The 17,932-nt window shown below is 70.3% G+C and carries 18 protein-coding genes; 10 read left to right on the forward strand and 8 right to left on the reverse strand.

The genetic code is table 11. The annotated features are described in order from the left end of the window. Window positions 1–45 precede the first annotated feature (45 nt). The 4 genes from KBX50_RS02410 (at window position 46) to KBX50_RS33505 (ending at window position 5,999) form a co-directional block, all read left to right on the forward strand. Complete coding sequence (locus tag KBX50_RS02410; RefSeq protein WP_210934188.1) at window positions 46–1,683, forward strand: extracellular solute-binding protein; 1,638 nt, start codon at window positions 46–48, stop codon at window positions 1,681–1,683. Window positions 1,684–1,753: 70 nt separating this feature from the next. Continuing rightward, window positions 1,754–3,274 (forward strand): xylan 1,4-beta-xylosidase, encoded by a 1,521-nt coding sequence (locus KBX50_RS02415; protein ID WP_210934189.1) that lies wholly within the window; start codon window positions 1,754–1,756, stop codon window positions 3,272–3,274. Continuing rightward, window positions 3,271–3,954 carry a DUF624 domain-containing protein gene (locus KBX50_RS02420; RefSeq protein WP_210934190.1) on the forward strand — a complete coding sequence of 228 codons (684 nt, stop codon included), beginning with the start codon at window positions 3,271–3,273 and terminating at the stop codon, window positions 3,952–3,954. Before KBX50_RS02415 ends, KBX50_RS02420 begins: the two co-directional genes overlap by 4 nt. Further along, entirely contained in the window at window positions 3,951–5,999 is a 2,049-nt protein-coding gene (locus KBX50_RS33505) for a beta-galactosidase (RefSeq protein WP_210934192.1), read from the forward strand. Before KBX50_RS02420 ends, KBX50_RS33505 begins: the two co-directional genes overlap by 4 nt. Before the next feature lie 45 nt (window positions 6,000–6,044). Here KBX50_RS33505 and KBX50_RS02430 read toward each other — a convergent pair whose 3' ends face one another. Beyond that, entirely contained in the window at window positions 6,045–6,836 is a 792-nt protein-coding gene (locus KBX50_RS02430; RefSeq protein ID WP_210934194.1) for an aminoglycoside N(3)-acetyltransferase, read from the reverse strand. Between the two features lie 89 nt (window positions 6,837–6,925). Further along, the gene (locus KBX50_RS02435; protein WP_210934196.1) at window positions 6,926–7,375 is read right to left on the reverse strand and encodes a MarR family winged helix-turn-helix transcriptional regulator; all 450 of its coding nucleotides are present in this window, start codon (window positions 7,373–7,375) and stop codon (window positions 6,926–6,928) included. 77 nt (window positions 7,376–7,452) lie between these two features. Here KBX50_RS02435 and KBX50_RS02440 point away from each other — a divergent pair, with 77 nt between their 5' ends. Beyond that, the gene (locus tag KBX50_RS02440; protein ID WP_210934198.1) at window positions 7,453–8,214 is read left to right on the forward strand and encodes an SDR family NAD(P)-dependent oxidoreductase; all 762 of its coding nucleotides are present in this window, start codon (window positions 7,453–7,455) and stop codon (window positions 8,212–8,214) included. A gap of 101 nt (window positions 8,215–8,315) precedes the next feature. Beyond that, window positions 8,316–9,653 carry a phytase gene (locus tag KBX50_RS02445; protein ID WP_210934200.1) on the forward strand — a complete coding sequence of 446 codons (1,338 nt, stop codon included), beginning with the start codon at window positions 8,316–8,318 and terminating at the stop codon, window positions 9,651–9,653. 91 nt (window positions 9,654–9,744) lie between these two features. On the opposite strand, the gene KBX50_RS02450 is transcribed toward KBX50_RS02445, so the two are convergent. Then, on the reverse strand, window positions 9,745–10,227 hold the full coding sequence (locus tag KBX50_RS02450) for a GNAT family N-acetyltransferase (RefSeq protein WP_210934202.1): 483 nt from the start codon (window positions 10,225–10,227) through the stop codon (window positions 9,745–9,747). Window positions 10,228–10,323: 96 nt separating this feature from the next. Between KBX50_RS02450 and KBX50_RS02455 the strand changes: the two genes are divergently transcribed. Further along, window positions 10,324–10,782 carry a GNAT family N-acetyltransferase gene (locus KBX50_RS02455; protein WP_210934205.1) on the forward strand — a complete coding sequence of 153 codons (459 nt, stop codon included), beginning with the start codon at window positions 10,324–10,326 and terminating at the stop codon, window positions 10,780–10,782. A 35-nt stretch (window positions 10,783–10,817) separates the two neighbouring features. On the opposite strand, the gene KBX50_RS02460 is transcribed toward KBX50_RS02455, so the two are convergent. Next, window positions 10,818–11,663 (reverse strand): helix-turn-helix transcriptional regulator, encoded by an 846-nt coding sequence (locus KBX50_RS02460; RefSeq protein WP_210934206.1) that lies wholly within the window; start codon window positions 11,661–11,663, stop codon window positions 10,818–10,820. Between the two features lie 101 nt (window positions 11,664–11,764). On the opposite strand from KBX50_RS02460, the gene KBX50_RS02465 reads away from it, so the two are divergent. Together KBX50_RS02465 and KBX50_RS02470 are read left to right on the forward strand one after the other, a co-directional pair. After that, the gene (locus KBX50_RS02465; protein WP_210934207.1) at window positions 11,765–12,637 is read left to right on the forward strand and encodes an SDR family NAD(P)-dependent oxidoreductase; all 873 of its coding nucleotides are present in this window, start codon (window positions 11,765–11,767) and stop codon (window positions 12,635–12,637) included. An 83-nt stretch (window positions 12,638–12,720) separates the two neighbouring features. After that, on the forward strand, window positions 12,721–13,143 hold the full coding sequence (locus tag KBX50_RS02470) for a VOC family protein (protein WP_247672893.1): 423 nt from the start codon (window positions 12,721–12,723) through the stop codon (window positions 13,141–13,143). On the opposite strand, the gene KBX50_RS02475 is transcribed toward KBX50_RS02470, so the two are convergent. From KBX50_RS02475 to KBX50_RS02485, 3 genes are all read right to left on the reverse strand, one after another. Then, window positions 13,136–13,732, reverse strand: a complete 597-nt coding sequence (locus KBX50_RS02475; protein ID WP_210934209.1) for a TIGR03086 family metal-binding protein — start codon at window positions 13,730–13,732, stop codon at window positions 13,136–13,138. The two genes, KBX50_RS02470 and KBX50_RS02475, sit on opposite strands and share 8 nt — an antisense overlap. A gap of 125 nt (window positions 13,733–13,857) precedes the next feature. Next, a complete protein-coding gene (locus KBX50_RS02480; protein ID WP_210934210.1) occupies window positions 13,858–15,915 on the reverse strand; it encodes an alpha-glucuronidase in 2,058 nt (685 codons plus the stop codon). A 118-nt stretch (window positions 15,916–16,033) separates the two neighbouring features. Further along, the gene (locus KBX50_RS02485) at window positions 16,034–16,903 is read right to left on the reverse strand and encodes an AraC family transcriptional regulator (RefSeq protein ID WP_210934211.1); all 870 of its coding nucleotides are present in this window, start codon (window positions 16,901–16,903) and stop codon (window positions 16,034–16,036) included. A 164-nt stretch (window positions 16,904–17,067) separates the two neighbouring features. Between KBX50_RS02485 and KBX50_RS02490 the strand changes: the two genes are divergently transcribed. Further along, a complete protein-coding gene (locus tag KBX50_RS02490) occupies window positions 17,068–17,472 on the forward strand; it encodes a DUF2267 domain-containing protein (protein WP_210934213.1) in 405 nt (134 codons plus the stop codon). A gap of 15 nt (window positions 17,473–17,487) precedes the next feature. Here the strand turns inward: KBX50_RS02490 and KBX50_RS02495 are convergent, their stop codons facing one another. Then, window positions 17,488–17,910, reverse strand: coding sequence for a roadblock/LC7 domain-containing protein (locus KBX50_RS02495; RefSeq protein WP_210934216.1), 423 nt, complete (start codon window positions 17,908–17,910; stop codon window positions 17,488–17,490). Window positions 17,911–17,932 lie beyond the last annotated feature (22 nt).

The raw sequence follows: 17,932 nt of genomic DNA on the forward strand, positions 1-17,932 counted from the left end.
CCAGAAGAAACACCCCTCTCACCACCGAGTTGAAAGGATCCCGCCATGTTCCGCAGATCGTGGCGTCACGCGGCGGCGGCTGCTGCCGTGCTGCTAGCCCTCAGCAGCGTCACCGCCTGTGGCGACGACTCGTCCGACAGCGAGGACCTGTCGGAGAACCGGGTCGGCGCGATGGAGAACTACGCCGCCGGTACCCAGTTCAAGGCCACCGAGCCGCTCTCCTTCTCCGTCCTCTACAACAACCACCCGAACTATCCGCTCAACGAGGACTGGCTGTTCTGGACGGAGTTGAAGTCCCGGACGAACGTCAGCCTCGAAAAGGTAGCGGTCCCGCTGAGCGACTACAACCAGAAGCGCAGCCTGCTCATCGGTGCCGGCGACGCGCCGCTGCTGATCCCGAAGACCTATCCGCCGGACGTGCACGCGTACGTCTCCTCGGGGGCGATCCTGCCGGTCAGCGACTACCTCGATCTGATGCCGAACCTCAAGGACAAGATCGAGAAGTGGAACCTCAAGCCTGAGATCGACACCCTGCGCCAGCAGGACGGCAAGTTCTACCTGCTGCCGGGTCTGCACGAGAAGCCCTGGCACGACTACTCGCTGGCGGTCCGCACCGACATCCTCGAAGAGCTGAACCTCGAGGTCCCGAAGACCTGGGACGAGGTCTACACGATGCTCAAGGCGATGAAGGCGGCGTACCCGGACGTCTACCCGTTCTCGGACCGGTGGAGCCAGCCCAACCCGGCGGGCAACCTGCTCAACCTGCTGGCCGTGTCGTACGGCCTGGAAGGCGCCGGTTGGAACTTCCAGCACGTCAGCTGGAACGCCCAGGCGCAGCAGTTCGAGTACACCGGCGCCACCGAGCAGTACAAGCAGATGTTGCAGTACCTCAACAAGCTGGTGTCGGAGAAGCTGCTCGACCCGGAGAGCTTCACCCAGACCGATGACCTGGCTCGGCAGAAGCTCGCCAACAGCAAGTCCTTCGTGATCAGCGCCAACGCTCAGGCCGTGGTGAACGACTACCGGCCCGACCTGGCCGCCACCAACCCGAAGGCGAAGATCACCAAGATTCCGCTGCCGATCGGTCCGGCCGGCGAGATCAACCCGGCCAGCCGACTCGAGAACGGCATGATGATCTCTTCCAAGGCCCGCGACAGCGAGAACTTCGTGGCCATGATGCAGTTCGTCGACTGGCTGTGGTATTCGGACGCGGGCCAGGAGTTCGCCAAGTGGGGCGTCGAGGGCACCACCTTCGTCAAGGACGCCTCCGGCAAGCCCAAGCTCGCGCCGGAGGTCGACGTCGTCGGTCTGAACCCCGGTGCGCCCAAGCACCTGCAGAAGGACTTCGGCTTCTACAACGGCGTCTTCGCCTACGGCGGCAAGCCCGAGCTGGTGCAGGCGTTCTTCTCGCCCGAGGAGCAGGAGTTCCAGCAGGTGATGAACGCTCGGGCGCCGAAGTCGCCGCCGCCGCCGTACCCGCTCAACGACGAGGAACGCGAGCAGGTGTCGCTGTGGGAGACCCCGCTGAAGGACCACGTCTACCAGGCCACGCTCCAGTTCGTCCTCGGGCAGCGTGACTTCGCCGAATGGGACGCGTACGTGGCGGAGTTGAAGAGCAAGAACATGGACGCCTACCTGGAGATGGTCAACGGGGCGCACAAGCGCTTCCAGGAGAAGAACTAGAAGACCTGTCCGGTCCGGTCGTGTCGGCGCGACCGGACCGGGCACCTACCACCCGAGCACAGGGACGACGATGCGTATCACCGTTGCGGAGCAACCCGTCGGCCGACTGAGCGACGCGTGGCGCCTCGCCGTCGGCACCGGCCGGCTCGACCTGGCGCTGCGGCGCGACTACCAGGATTCACTGGCCCTGGTGCAACGCGAGATCGGCTTCCGGTACATCCGCGGACACGGCCTGCTCAGCGACGGCGTCGGGGTGCACCGACCGTACGACCACCAGGGCCGACGCCATGTCCGGCACGCCTTCGGCTACCTCGACCAGGTCGTCGACGCCTACCTTGAGCTGGGCATCCGGCCGTTCGTGGAGCTGGGTTTCATGCCCTCCGGGCTGGCCAGCGGCGACCAGACGGTCTTCTGGTGGCGCGGTAACGTCACCCCACCCCGGTCGCACACCGAGTGGGCAGACCTGGTTCGGGCCACCATCGGTCACCTCGTCGACCGGTACGGCCTGGACGAGGTGCGTGGCTGGCCGATCGAGGTGTGGAACGAGCCCGACCTGAAGGACTTCTGGCAGGACGCGGACGCCGACGCCTACCACCGCCTCTACGAGGTGACCGCACACGCGGTGAAGGACGTCGACGCCGCCCTTCAGGTCGGCGGCCCGGCGCTCTCCCCCGGTGCCGACGACGGGTGGCTGCCCCGGTTCGCCGAGTTCGTCACCGACCGTTCGGTGCCGATCGACTTCGTGAGCCGGCATGCCTACACCTCGGGCCCGGCCCAACACGTGCCCTTCGGCGTACACCAGACCCTGGCACCTCCGCAGCGGCTGCTGGAGCAGTTCGCCAGCCCCCGCCAGCTGCTCGCCGGCAGCGCGCTGGCCGACCTGCCGGTGCACATCACCGAGTTCAACAGCTCGTACCGGCCGGACAACCCCATCCACGACACCGCCTTCCACGCCGCCTACCTCGCCCCGGTGCTGGCCGGCGGTGGCGACCTGGTCGACTCCTTCGCGTACTGGACCTTCAGCGACGTGTTCGAGGAGGTGGGCATCCCGACCTCGCTGTTCCACGGCGGTTTCGGCCTGCTCACCCACCGTCAGATCCGCAAACCCACGTTCCACCTGTACGCCTTCATGAACCGGCTGGGTCCGCAGATCCTGGCTCGTGGCGCGGACCACCTGGTCACCCGCGACGACACCGGCCGCATCGCGGTGCTGGCCTGGGCGCCGATCGACGTCACCGGCGGTGAACCGCTGGACGGCCACACCGTACGGTTGTCGCTGCCGGTAGCCGGCCCGGCCGCCCGCACCGCATTTCTGCTGCGCTCCTCGGTCAGTGAGGAGTCCGGCAACGCCTGGCGGGCCTGGAGTGAACTGGGCCGGCCGCTCTCCCCCACCGCCCGCCAACTGGACGTCCTGCGGCAGGCCGCCGAGCCGGGCCGGCAGCACGGCTCGCTGCCGGTGGTGGGCGGTCGCGTCGAACTGGATCTGCACCTGGCCCGGCACGAGGTGACCCTGGCCGAGGTGAGCCCGGTGACCGACGAGACTCCGCCCTGGTGGGACGAGAGGCGACTGCTGGGCGGTGAGCCGTCGTGAGCACCGCCGCCCGTCGGGAGTTCGGTGCCGGACCGCTGTCCCGAGGGGCGGCGCTGATCTACACCCTGCTGGTGGTGGAGTTGCTGCTGCTGGTCTGCGCGGCACCCGGCCTGGTGGCGCTCTTCGCGTTGGAGCGGCACGTGAGCAACCTGCCGCTGGTCGCGGTCTGTGCGGTACCGCTCGGCCCGGCCTTCTCCGCCGCGCTGTACGCCCTGCACCGGCAGCGTCTCGACCTGACCGAGCTGCACCCGTGGCGGTTGTTCTGGCGCGGATACCGGGCCAACCTGACCGGCTCGCTGCTGGTCTGGGTGCCGACGCTGGTGTGGCTGACCGTCATCGCGGTCAATCTGGTCAACCTGCCGGCGGCGGGGGTGCCCGGCTGGTGGGCGGTGCCGCTGGCGCTGGTCGGTGCCGGGGTGTCGGTCGTGGGGGTCAACGCGCTGGTGATCACGTCGCTGTTCACGTTCCGGCTGCGCGACGTGTTCCGGCTGGCCGGGTACTTCGTGCTGCGTACCCCGGTGGTCGCTGTCGGCACGGCGTTGCTGCTGGTGGCGGCGACGGCGCTCACCATGGTCGCCTCGGAGGCGGCGCTCGCCGCCCTCGGCTCGGTGCTGGCGCTGGTGCTGGTCCGGGGCAGCACACCGATGACCGACATCATCACCGAGGAATTCGTCGAGTGAGTCGGCCCGCCACGCCCAAGGTGCCGTTCGGTGGCGACTACAACCCCGAGCAGTGGCCCGAGCCGGTATGGGACGACGACGACCGGCTGTTCACCCTGGCCGGGATCGACACCGTCACGCTCGGCGTCTTCGACTGGGCACTGACCCAGCCCGCCCCCGACAGGTACGACTTCAGCCTGCTGGACCGGATCGTGGACCGGGCCGCCAGAGGTGGCCGGATGATCTGCCTGGCCACCGGCACCGGCGCGCATCCGGCGTGGCTGGCCCGCGCCCACCCGGAGGTGACCCGCGTCGACTTCGACGGACGCCGACACCGGTTCGGCCAGCGGCACAACTCCTGCCCCAACTCGCCGGTGTTTCGTCGACTCTCGACGGAGTTGGCCCGCCGGGTGGCCCACCGGTACGCCGACAATCCGGCGGTGGTGGCCTGGCACGTCGGCAACGAGTACGGCGGTGCCTGCTACTGCGATCTCTGCACGGCCGGCTTCCGCCGGTGGCTACGGGAGCGCTACGGCACCCTGGACGCGCTGAACGCGGCCTGGTACACCACGTTCTGGTCGCACACCTTCACCGACTGGGACGAGATCGAGGCGCCGTCGGCACTGACCGAGCACTGGCGTGGGCCGGACCACACCGCCTTCCAGGGCATCACCCTGGACTACCGGCGCTTCATGTCGGAGGCGATGCTGGCCAACTTCCGCGACGAGAAGACCGCCATCCGCGAGTCCAGCGACCTGCCGGTGACCACCAACTTCATGGGCATGTACCGACCGATCGACTACCACCGCTGGGCCGCGGACCTGGACTTCGCCTCCTGGGACAACTACCCGCCGGAGGGCAGCTCGCCGGCCTGGATGGCACTCAGCCACGACCTGATCCGCGGCCTCAAGGATGGACAGCCGTTCTGGCTGATGGAACAGACACCCAGCATGACGGCCTGCCGCGACGTCAACCCGCTCAAGCCGCCCGGAGTGATGCGGCTGTGGAGCTGGCAGGCGGTGGCGCACGGCGCGGACGCGGTGCTCTTCTTCCAGCTACGCGCGTCACGCGGAGCGTGCGAGAAGTACCACGGCGCGGTCATCGGCCATGCCGGTCGCGCCGACACCCGGGTCTTCCGGGAGGTGGCCGAGCTGGGTGCCGAGTTGCGTCGGCTCGGCGACGCCACGCTCGGCGCGCGTACCCCGGCGCGGGTGGCGCTGCTGTTCGACTGGGACAGCTGGTGGGCGCTGGAGATGTCCGACGGACCATCCCGACTGGTCCGCTACCAGCAGGTGGTGCTCGCCTACTACCAGGCGTTGTGGGACGCCGGGGTGGACGTCGACGTGCTCGCGGTCACCGCCGACCTGTCCAGCTACACCGTGGTCGTCGCCCCGGCGCTGCACCTGGTCTCCGGTGACCTGGCCGAGCGGTTGGCGCAGGTGGCGCAACGGGGCGGCTCGGTGCTGACCACGTTCCTGTCCGGCCGGGTGGACGTCGACGGCAACGCGTTCCTGGCCGACGTGCCGGGCCCGCTGGTGCCACTGACGGGGGTACGGGTCGACGAGTGGGACGCCCGGGGCGCGGAGGTGGTCAACCCGGTCCGGCTGGGCACCGGGACCGAAGAACTGGAGGTCGACGCCCGGCTGGTGTTCGAGCTGATCATTCCCGAGGGCGCCGACGTGGTGGGCAGCTACCGCGCCGACTGGTACGCCGGCACCCCGGCGGTCACCCGCAACACCTACGGTGCCGGCCACGGTTGGTACGTCGGCACGGCGCTGGACCAGCGCGGCGTCTCCTGGGTGGTGCGGCAGGTGCTGGACCGGCACGGCCTGGCCGGCCCCTACCCGGACGTGCCGGGCCTGGAGACGGCGGCACGTGTGACCGGCGACGGCGCCCGGCTGCTGTTCCTGCTCAACCACGGCACCGATGCCGTCGAGGTGACCGCCACCGTGTCCGGCGTGGACCTGCTCACCGGCGCTCGGGTCGAGGTGGGTGACCCGCTGCGACTCGACCCCACCGCCGTTCTCGTGCTCCGTGACTCCGGCAGGGTCGGGACCTCGTCCTGACCGCGCTCCGGCCGGTCCGCGTGCGGCGGCAGGTCTCGTCTCCGCTCAGCGGGGTGCATCGCGGGGTGTCCGGTTGGTGCCGAGCCAGTCGACGGCGAAGTCGACGAGCTCGCGCTGGCGCATCAGCCGGCACTCGGCCGCGCCCACCCGCCCGATCCGTGCGCCCCCGGTGCTCTCGAAAGCGTCGCCGACCTGGTCGAAGTCACTCTCGTCGGTGTCGACATCCGGCCAGCGGGTCCAGGTCCGGCCGCCATTGCTGCGCACTGCCGACCCCTCCCACCTGCGCGGCGGGTTCGGCAATCGGTACTCGGCCAGGTGCAGCGAGGTGTTGCTGTCGTGTCCCGCGCCCAGCAGCAGGACGTCACCGTCCAGCCGGTAGACGGCACCCAGGGGCGAGCGCTCCCCCAGCATCTCGTCGAGCTGGTGCCCGGTCACCACCGTCTCGGCAGCCGGGCCCACGGCCGCGAACGACACCTGCGGGTGGTCGCTGCGTCGCGCGCAAGGCCAGGTGCGTACCGTCTCCGCGACCACGCCCATCCACCGGCTCGGCGTCAGCGCCGGGTCGAACCCGGGCATGTTCGCGCGGATCACCGGCCACCAAGACTCCGGCACGGGCGGGTGCCGCCAGCCGGCGGGGTCGGTGTTGTCCGGGGTGTGCGTCGGCACCACCAGCGTGCCGTCCGGGCCCAGCGCGTCGAGCAGCGCCTGGACCACCGCGACCGGGCCGCCGCAGACCCAGCCGAGCGCCTTGAACGACGAATGCACCAACAGCACCGACCCGCTCCGCACCCCGAGCGCCACCAGGTCCTCGGCGAGGGTGCTGCGCGTGTACGGCATATCGGCGTCGATCGAAAGATCCTACCTGGCGGCGTTCCGAGCGAACCTCGGTGCGCCGCCCATCGTGGGCATCCGGACGAGCGGTGCGCTCACTCGGTCTCCGCGGTGAGGGTGCGGAGGTTTCCGCGTACCTTTTCGAGCAGTTCGACGAACGCGGCTCGTTGGTCGGTCGCCATGCCGGCGGTGGCGGTCTCGGCGAGTGTGCGCCAGGCCGCCTCGATCTTCGGGATGACGGCGCGCCCCTTGGAGGTCAACTGGATGCGGGTGGCGCGCCGATCGCCCGGTACGGGCTCCCTGATGAACCAACCACCCTGATCGAGGCGGCTGAGGCTACGGGTCACCGTGGGCTGTTCCACGCCGAGCCGGGCGGCGATCTCAGAGATCGTCATACCGTCGGATTCCTGGCCGAGCAGCCACAGCAGGACATCCTGCCCCGGGTGCAGGGCGAGCGCGTCGAGTACGTCGGCCTGCGCGCTGCGGTACAGCTTCGCCACCTTGACCAGGGCTTTGTTGGTGGCCAGGACATCCGTCAGTTCCACCCGGGCAGTGTACGAGTTGACGGGCCGGCATCAACTGATCCATAGTCGGCTAACCTATAGCCGACTATGGAGTTGCCATGGAAACCGGTCTGTCGAACAAGGTCGCCCTCGTCACCGGGGCCTCCGGGGCCATCGGCCGCGCCACCGCCCTGCACCTGGCGGCCGAGGGCGCCTCCGTCGCCGCGTCCTGGTACACCAACCACGACGGTGCCCTCGACGTGGTCGATGCCATCACGCGAGCCGGCGGCCGGGCCTGCGCCATCCACCTGGATCACCACGGTCCCACCACCATGCCCGGCGTCATCGAGGAGATCACCGAACGACTCGGACCGGTCTCCGCCCTGATCGCCAACGCCGTGCAATGGCCCTCCTTCGACACCGACGAGATCGGTGGGCTCACCACGTCGCTGGCCGTCAACACCGTCGGTCCGCTGGCACTGATCGATGCGGCCCTGCCAGCCATGCGCGCCGCCGGCTGGGGACGCATCGTCGTCGTGTCGACCGACATCGTCGCGCAACCCATGGCGGGGCCACTCGCCTACGCCACCACGAAGGGCGCGCTGGAGACCGCCGCGCGGGTGCTCGCCGTCCGGGAAGCCCGCCACGGCATTCTGACAAACATCGTGCGCCCCGGCTTCACCCTCACCGACAAGGCACTGACCGCTCCGTTCCTGGGGCCGGAAGCGGTCGCCGCCGAGTCGGCGAAGACCCCCACCGGCCGCATCTGCACCCCCGAGGACGTCGCCACCGCCGTCACCTACCTGGCTTCGACGGCGAACGGTCATGTCAACGGCCAGACGGTGTCGCTGGCCGGTGGTCGGGAACTCGTCCGCGGGTGACGGCGGCACGAACCACCGATGTCCGAACGTGTCGATGATTTCCACTTCCCGCAACCCGCCGGTCGAATCGGCGGCAATCTCCGTGCCGAAGGGTCCGGCACATGACGCACACATTGAGCGCCGCGGTGACGGTAGGCGTCGTCGCCGCTGCGCTGCTCGCCCCGGTGCAGGTGACCGCTGCCGCCACCGCCCGGCCGCCGGTCGTGACCACCAACAACGAAACCCCCGTGTTGTACGACGACGAGGCGGGTGGGAACGCCTCCGGTGACGATCCGGCGATCTGGGTCCATCCGGCGGACTCGCGGAAATCCGTGGTGATCGTGACCGCCAAGGAGGGCGGCCTCCGCGTCTACGACATGGGCTCTCGTGAGCTCCAGTCGTTGCCCGCCACGAAGGCGCCACGGAGCGATGCTGTCCCGGGCCGCTACAACAACGTCGACATCGCCTACGGCCTCCGCCTGGCCGGTCGCCGGGTCGACGTCGCCGTCGTCTCGGACCGCTACAACGACCAACTCCGGTTCTTCGCCATCGACCCGGCGGGCGCGGCGGCACGTACCCCGCTGACGGAGGTCACCGCAGCGGACCAGAGCTTCCTGTTCAACCCCGACCGGGAGGCGGTCGAGCAGGAGCAGACCGCCTACGGCCTCGCCGTCTGGCAGCCGAGCTCCGGCGAGACGTACGCCGTCGTCACCCAGGAGGGCACGACGACCATCGCCACCGTCCGCATCGCGGCCATCGGTGGCAAGCTCGGTTACACGGACATCCGGCGACGTGCGATGCCGAGCCACTTCCGGCTGCCGGACGGCACGACCTGGGTGCCCTGCGAGGAGCCAGGCGTACTGCCACAGCTCGAAGGCGTCGCGGTGGACCAGGCATCGGGTGTGCTCTACGCCGCGCAGGAGGACGTCGGCCTGTGGCGGCTGCAACTGCCGCTCGGGCCACGGAGCCGACCCACGCTCATCGACCGGGTCACCGACTTCGGCGTCCACGATGTCTACGACAGCGAGACCGAGGAGTGCCAGCCGATCGACCCGGATGCGCAGGGCTTTGGCGGGAACCTACTCGCGGCGGATGCCGAAGGTGTCGACATCTACTACGGGCGTGGCTCCACCGGGTATGTCATCGTGTCCAGCCAGGGCGACGACTCATTCGCGGTCTACCAGCGCCGAGGCACGAACCGGGCGGTGGGAAGCTTCCGGGTCACCGGCGTCGGTGGCGCCGACGACATCAACGGCTCCGACGGCCTGGCCGTGACCAACCGCCCCGTCGGCACGTACCGGCAGGGTCTGCTCGTCACCCACGACGAGCCCGAGACCGGACCCGACGTGGACGACGAGCGCGACGCCACCAACTTCTCGTACGTCTCCTTCGGCGACGTCGCGCGGGCACTGTCGCTGACCGTGGACACCCGGGCCGGAAACGACCCTCGCCTGCGGTGACACCCCCGAAGCCGGCCCGACCCGCTCGCGGCAGCGTCGCGCCGGCGGGGACGGGCCGCAGAGATCGGACAACATGATCGGCTTCCGCAAGCTACGACGGCAGCCAGGCGAAGCGAATGTCCGGTGCCTTCTCCTCGTTACCCGACCCGTCGGTCGCCTCAACCGGAACGAAGCCGTGCCGACGGTAGAACCGCTGCGCGCCGACGTTGGCCGCGAACGTCCACAGCTGAAGGCCCTCCGGCCGACGGGACTTGGCAAGCTCGATCAGTTGAGAGCCCAACCCACGACCGGTCCAGGCGGGATCGACATAGAGCTGGTCGATCCAGTGGCCGTCCAGCACCAGCACGGCCAACGGCAGTTGGTGGCCATCCTCCGTCAGCCACACTTCCCGTTCAGCGACGACGACGCCCCTGACCCACTCCCGGATCTCCGCCTCCGAATGCACGGCCGTGGGAATCGCGCCGACCGCGGCACGGCGGGCAGCGATGAGCAGGTCGGCGACTGCCCGCGCATCCTCGGCACCAGCACGACGAGATGCTGCCGAGCCCAGCGACGGGGCATCAGACGGACCCATCGGCTGTTCGCCTCCCACATCGTCGTCGCCGTTCCAGCGGTGTCATGAGTAAACGCGGGTGCGGGCAGACCGGCAAGAGCAGTAGCGTCCCGGCGCATGACCTCGGACGCTTTCGTACCAGCCGGCTTCACCCCGCCGACATCGCTGATCACCGACCGGTTCCGCCTCGAACCGCTGGGCCCGCAGCACAACGTGGCGGACCACGCCGCCTGGATGTCGAGCATCGAGCACATCCGCACCACGCCTGGATACCCGGACGGCAACTGGCCACCTGTCAGCGGCATGTCGCTGGAGAAGAACCTCTCCGATCTGCGCCGTCACGCTGACGACTTCACCAGGGGCGCCGGGTTCACCTTCACCGTCCTCGACCCGCTCGACCGCGACGTCATCGGCTGTGTCTACCTCTACCCGTCAGCCTCCGAGGAGTACGACGTCACCGTCCAGTCCTGGGTGCGGGCCGACCGGGCAGACCTCGACGTGCCGCTCGCCACCGCCGTCGCCAACTGGATCGCCACCGACTGGCCCTGGAAGCGCCTGGACCGGTGCGGCCGCTGACCACGTGGCTGCCCGTCCAGGTGGGCGGTAGCGCCTCAGTCGTTGCTCGGGGTCACTCCCGTGACGCGTAGCAGGTCCAACTTGTCGGCGGCCGACGAACCGGCGGGCGCGGTGTACACCACGATGCGCAGGTCGGAACCGTGCGCGGTCAGCACGTCGCAGTCCAGGGTCACCGGGCCGACGACCGGGTGCGTGATCGTCTTGCGGTCACTCTCGTGCGCGGCGACCGCACCCGAGTCCCAGTGGGCGGCGAACTCTGGGCTGGTGGCGTACAACGAGGTGACCAGCGCCGCCAGCCGACGATCGTGCGGATGGGCGGCGACAGTGGTGCGCAGGTCGGCGACGAGGGCGGCCGGCAGGGTCGCGGGGACACCGGCGCTGGTGACGCGCGGCCACACGGACGGCGCGCCCGGCGTGAACAGGACACGCAGGAGGTTGCGCTCGTCCGGTGCCACGGCCGCCGGGTCGCCGAGCAGGGACGCCCACAGCGGCGTCCAGGTGAGCAGCGTCCAGTCGGCCGAGAACACGGCCAGGGGAACATCGCCCAGGCGGGCGGCGATGCGGGCCACGCCAGGCGGAATGTGGGTACTCACGTCACCGCTGGCGGGCGGGAGGAGACCCGCGGTGCGATACAGGTGGTCGCGCTCGGCGCCGTTGAGTTGGAGGGCCCGGGCCAGTGCCGCGACAACCTGCGGGGACGGGTTGCGGGCACGGCCCTGCTCCAGCCGCACCACATAGTCCACCGACAGGCCGGCGAGGGACGCCAACTCCTCGCGGCGCAGACCGGCCGCCCGCCGACGTGCCGTCACGGGCAGGCCCGTGTCAGCGACGGAGAGCCGGTCCCGCCACGCTCGCACGGCGGCGCCGAAGGCACTGGTCACCCCATCAGTATCCCGACCGGCCCGGGCTGGTCCTGGTACTGCGGGTCCTACCGCCGCCCCGGGCGCTGGTTGGGCATCGCCGCGGCGGCCACAGTCGAGGCATGGACGAGACGATGCTGATGACCGGTGCCAGTCGGGGAATCGGCTGGCACGCGGCGGTCGCGATGCTCGCGGCCAACCCGGGGCTGCGGATGTTCGTGACCGACCGCACCGGCGGGCTGGCCGAGGCACTGCGCGACAAGAGCGGAAACCAGCAGGTGTACGGCGTGCGCGCCGACCTGGCATCCCTGGACTCGGTACGCGCCGCGGCCGACCACGTGATACGACGGGCCCGCGTGACGTCGTTCGTCGGCAACGCGGGACTTCAGGTGACCAGCGGGGCCCGGCGCAGCGCCGACGGATACGAGCTGACGTTCGCCGTGAACGTGCTCGCCAACCACCTCCTGCTGCGGCTCGTCGGCGAACAGCTGCAACGAGCGGTGATCACGGCATCGGACACCCACTTCGGCGACTTCCGGCACAACCTCGGACTCGCCCCCGCGCCGGTGTGGCGACCCCCGACGGAACTGGCCCGCCCCGACGGGCCGGACACCTCGGTCGCCGGGCGGACCGCGTACTCGACCAGCAAGCTCGCCGTCATCTACCTGGTACACGAGTGGGCACGGCGGCTGGGCAGCACTGAGCTGTACAGCTGGAATCCGGGTTTTGTCCCCGGCACCGGACTGACCCGCGACGCGGGTCCGATCGTGCGGTTCGCTGCCGCCCGGGTGCTGCCGCTGCTCACCCTCACACCGTTGTCGGTGAGCCCCCGCGCCGCCGGCCATCACCTGGCCCGGGTGGCGACCGGTCCGGCCGTGGCACCGAGCGGGTCATACGTGCACCTTGGCCGGGCCGAACGCTCCTCGGCCGCATCCTACGATCAGCAGCGGGAGCGTGAACTCTTCGAGACCGCGCAGGCCCTCACGCAGACGTGACGGCGACCAGGCCCACGGAAAGGAGCACCATGGAGGACAACGGTCAGCGGGGCCGCCGCCCTGAGCGAGGGACGATTCAACGGTTGGACAACGTTGCCGTCGTCGTCGACGACCTCGCCGCCGCCAAGGCGTTCTTCGCCGAACTCGGCCTGGAGTTGGAAGGCGAGGCGACAGTCGAGGGCAGCGCGGTGGATCGGCTTGTCGGGCTTGAGGGAGTCCGGTCGGACATCGCGATGATGCGCACCCCGGACGGCCACGGGCGGCTTGAGCTGACCAAGTACCACAGCCCGACGAGCCGGGTCGGTGACCCATCCGCCCCGGCGAACACGTTGGGCGCACATCGCGTCATGTTCGCCGTCGACGACGTCGAGGAGATCCTCGACCGCTTGCGGCCACACGGAGCCGAACTCGTCGGCGAGCTGGTGCAGTACGAGGACAGCTACCGGCTCTGTTACCTGCGCGGTCCGGCGGGCATCATGGTCGCGCTCGCCGAACAGATCAGGTAACCGGCCTCCAGTTCCGGCTACGGCCGGTGAGCCCGAGTACCCGGTCGAGCAATGGAGCGTCGGCGGGCTGGGTGATCGACGGGCCGAACAGGCCGGGGGTGCCGTCGCTGCTGGCCTGTTGGGACACCAGGCGGTGGACCGTGTCGAGGGTCTGGTCGTCGATGTCGTACGGCTGCCCGGTCGCGCGGGCGAGATCCCATCCGTGAACGACCAGTTCGTCCAGCGCGACGACGCCCATGACCTCGGCCGGCAGCCTCACCCCGCCGACCGCGGTCTCGCCCGTCCAGGCGGCCGGCTCGCGCCAGGCGGCAACCAGCTCGTCGAGCTGGACCGGTAGCCGGCTGCGCCACTGCGGATCGAGCTTGTCGCCGGCGGGGTCACCCGGACCGTTCGGTGCGGGATCCGGCCCCTTCTCGACGGCCGCCCGGAACGCGATCGTCAGCCCCAAGAGATGGTCGAGCAGGTCGCCGACCGTCCAGCCCTCGCACGGAGTGGGACCGGAGAGCCGGTCATCGGTCACCCTGGGCAGCAGTGTCTTCAGCGCGCGGGCTGCGGGCTCGAGATCCGGGCTGCCGTTACCGTCGATCATCTCTGCTCCTTCGTCGCGGACGCCTCCGCACGCTACGCCCCGGGACCGACAGGCAGCCCGTCACGGCGGCCGGCACGGGATGCCGGGGTGGCTTCAGCGCACCCTCGGCGTCGCCGCAATCCGGCTCAGTGCAGGGGCCGGCCGTGCGCGTCGGGTACGCCGGACTTGCGGTGGAAGTAGGCGTTGATCTGGTCCCGCCACTCCCGCGCGCAGCGCAGCTGCTCGTCGAGCCGCTCGGTCACCCGGGCGTGCACCGCCGCGTCCACCAGGCCAACCAGCGACTTCCACCGCAGGCAGGCCGCCTCCACCTCGGCCACCCCGTCGAAGTGGGTGTCGTAGATGTGCTGGATGACGGTGCGACCACTGTGCAGCACGTGCTCGTACGGCACGTGGTGGAAGAAGAGCAGCACCTCGTCGGGGCAGGTCTCCGGGGATTCGTACACCCGGGACCAGGGCCGGGGGTACTGGCCGGTGAAGCCGGTGCCGGTGGCCCGGGTACGGTCCACACCCACACCGTCACGGTCGGCGAAATGGTACGTGCCCCACCGGCTGTACTCGTATCCGTCGACGTCGGGGCCGTAGTGCAGACCCGGCCGCACCATGAAGCCCACGCCCAGCGGGGCGGTGTAGCGCTCGTAGGTGCGCCACGAGTCGTCCATGATCTCGTGCAGCGTGCGGCGGAGCAGGTCCGGGTCGGCGCTGGTCTCCGGGTGGAAGGTCAGCTCGATCCACTCGTCGAGCACCTCCGCCGGTCGCAGCCGCGGATCCCAGGCCAGCCGGCCGAAGGCGTACAGATTGGCCTGGGCCAGCGGATGACCGGTCCAGAACGGGTCGTCACCCACGTTGGAGACGGCGACCAGGCCACCGCCGTCGGCGGCCACAGCGGCAACGGTGCGTCCGTCGTCGCCCCAGCCGAACCGCAGCACCTCGCTCCACCACGGAGCCAGGTAGCACACGTGCCGCTGCTGGCCGGTGTACTCCTGCGTCACCTGGAACTCCACCGCCATCCGGGTGCTGGGCATCGCGGTGATCACCGGGGAGACGGGTTCCCGGGTCTGGAAATCCATCGGGCCGTGCTTGACCTGGACGATGACGTTGTCCCGGAAGCGGCCGTCGAGCGGGGCGAAGTGATCGAAGGCGGCCCGGGCCCGGTCGGTGGAGCGGTCCCGCCAGTCCTGCCGGTGGTTGTAGACGAAGGCCCGCCAGTGCACCACGCCGCCGTGCGGGGCCAACGCCTCGGCGAGCAGGTTCGCTCCGTCGGCGTGGTCACGGCCGTAGCTGAACGGGCCCGGTTGACCCTCCGAGTCCGCCTTGACCACGTAGCCGCCGAAGTCGGGGATGCGGGCGTACACCGCCGCCGTGGTCTCGGCCCACCAGGCCCGCACCGCGTCATCGAGGGGATCCGCGCTGGGCAGGCCGGCGAGGACGACGGGCGCGGCGAAGGTGACCGACAGGTGCACCCGGATGCCGTACGGGCGAAGCTCGTCGGCGATCTCGGCGACGTCGTCGAGCCGCTCGGTGAGCAGCCGCGCCTCGGTGGCGTGGACGTTTACGTTGTTCACCGTCACCGCGTTGATCCCCGCGGCGGCCAGCAGGCGCGCGTACGCCCGCACCCGGCCGCGGTCCCGCCGGGGTTGGCCGGCCTGCCAGAAGATCGAGCCGCCCGCGTAGCCGCGTTCCACCTGACCCATCACCGGGTGCACGTCGACGTTGTCCCAGTGGTCGAGCATGCGACGGCGCATCGCGGGGCGATGCGGCTGGGCCGGGTACGGTGGCCCGAACGCCGATTCGCCGAGGCGGGCCAGGTGGAACAGCCCGTAGAGCAGCCCGGCCGGCTGGTCGGCGAGCAGCATCGTCACCTCGCCGCGGCGGGCCAGGGCGTAACCTTCCGTGCCGAGCGGCCCGCCGTCGGCCGTTCTCAGGTCGGCCAGGGCGGCGTCGAGTTCGGCCGGGCCGCCGTCGCCGACGGCCGGGACCAGGGCGAGCACCAGGCTCGCCGGTGGCCCCTCGGCCGCACGTCGGACGCTGCCGCCGTGTTCGGCGCAGGCCCGCTCGACCTCGGTGACGACCGTGTCGACGAGCCCTCCGGCACCGAGTACGAGACAGTGCCGGGAGCCGATCGCGCGGAACACCTCAGACGGCAACCAGGAGGGGTGGACGTCGGTCAGGGTGGGGCCGGTCATTGCGCAGATCGTAACGATCCCACCAAACGCGTCAAGATACTTCCGGAAGGTCCGGTACCGGTGGGCACCCCGCACGGGGGCACCCACCAGCTCGTCACCAGGGGCGCGCCCGTACCCGTCAGCCCGGTTCGACGGGCAGCCACAGCTCACAGGTGGCGGTGCTGAAATCGGCCGCCCGGTCGAGGATCGCCACGATCGACGGGCCCGGCCGTAGCCGCCACGGGTTCGACGGGAACCATTCCGACGCGGTCGCGGCCCAGGTTTGTTGCAGCTCCTGCGGGTACGGTCCGGCGGTACGGAAGACGGCCCACGTACCGGCCGGCGCCTCGACGCTTTCAAGGTCGTGCGGGACCTGGGTGTCGCGGGCGACGGCGACCCCGTGCAGGTAGGTCAGCTCGGTGCCCTCGCTGGCGTCGGGGGCGACGTCGTCGGTGACCTGGAGCAGACCGCCCGGTTCGGTGTCGGCGAGTTCCTTGAGCCGCTGGTGCTCCTCGGCCGGCAGCGCGGCGACGTACCGCTGGACGTGCGGGTTGACGCCGTGGTGGATGAGCGGAACCCGGGTGGCGTGTCCGATGAGCCGGAACGCGGGTCGGTCGACGATGCGGGTGTCCACAGGGACGCTCCCTTCGACGGTCAGGCGGAACCTGAGCTGTGGTTGGCTACGCAGGGGGCCTCCGTCGCGGCGTACCTCACCGGGGCCGACGCCGTGGACGGCCCGGAACGCCCGTCCGAACGCCTCCGTGGAGCCGTACCCGTACCGCACCGCGATGCTGAGCAGGTCGACCTCGCCCCGGACGACGTCGGCGGCGGCGACGGTCATGCGTCGCCGACGGACGTACTCCGACAGCGGCATGCCGGCCAGTGACGAGAACATCCGGCGCAGGTGGTACTCGGTCGTGCCGAGCGTCCGGGCCGCCCCGGTGACGTCGAGTTCCTCGGTGAGGTGCTCCTCGACGAGGTCGACAAGCCGGTTGAGTGCCGAGATCATGAGGCCTCCTTCCGCCGTCAAGGCTGGCCCGCGCGCCCCTCGTCGCGCCCGATCGTCCTGGCCCGATCCGATCATGCGGGAGCGGTCAGTGGCACCGGACGCCTTCGTTTGGGACGTCGGTGGGCGGGTAGACGCCGGATCCGCGGCGAAAGGGGTACGGCGAGGTGGACGACGAGCAGTTCATCGACTCCGTGGCGAAGCGCACCGGGACCTCGGCCGAGCAGGCGACCGCCATCGCCCGAGCAACGCTTACCACCCTGGCGGAGCGGATCGACGGCGGCGAGGCACGCGATCTCGCCGGTCACCTGCCGGAGGGGCTGCGGGCATACGCGTTCGGCCCGCGTGAGGACGCCGAGCGTTTCGGCCTCGACGTGTTCGTACAGCGGGTCGGTGGGCGGGCGGACGTCGACCCCGACCTGGCGACCGCCGGCATCCGCGCGGTCCTCGACACGATCCGCGAGGCCGTCGAAGCCGGTCAGTACGACGACGTCATCGCGTTCCTGCCCGCCGAGTTCTGGCAGGTGGCGAACCCGGCACCGCAGTACGACGCACACCGCGACCGGGGCTGACCGCGGCGCCGGACGTCACCGCAGCGCGACGCGTTCCACCACCGGCTCCAGGTACACCGGAAGGTGGTCGCCGGCCTGGGCGACGAACATGGCCACCTCGTACGCCATGTCGCCGACCTCCGCGTTGCCGTCGATACCGACGGCGAGGACGGCGCCGTTGCCGGTGGTGGCGTGGAACAGGAACGCCCGGGACATCTGCACCACCACCTGGTGCAGTTCGCCGTCCCCGCAGATGCGTGCGGCGGCCAGGCCCAGCGCCTGAAGACCGCAGACCATGCTGGACAGTTGGCTGGCGAGTTCGTCGTCGATGCCCCGCGAGGCGCCCAGCAGGAGGCCGTCCGGGGAGAGCACCACCGCGAACTGGGCACCCGGCACACGGTCGACGATGTTGTCGAGCGCGCGGCCGAGGTTGTCGGCGGTGGCCACCGCAGTAGTCATGGCAGATCCTCTCGTTGGCGGA

Source organism: Micromonospora sp. C51 (assembly GCF_018070435.1).
GTDB classification, from domain to species: domain Bacteria; phylum Actinomycetota; class Actinomycetes; order Mycobacteriales; family Micromonosporaceae; genus Micromonospora; species Micromonospora sediminimaris.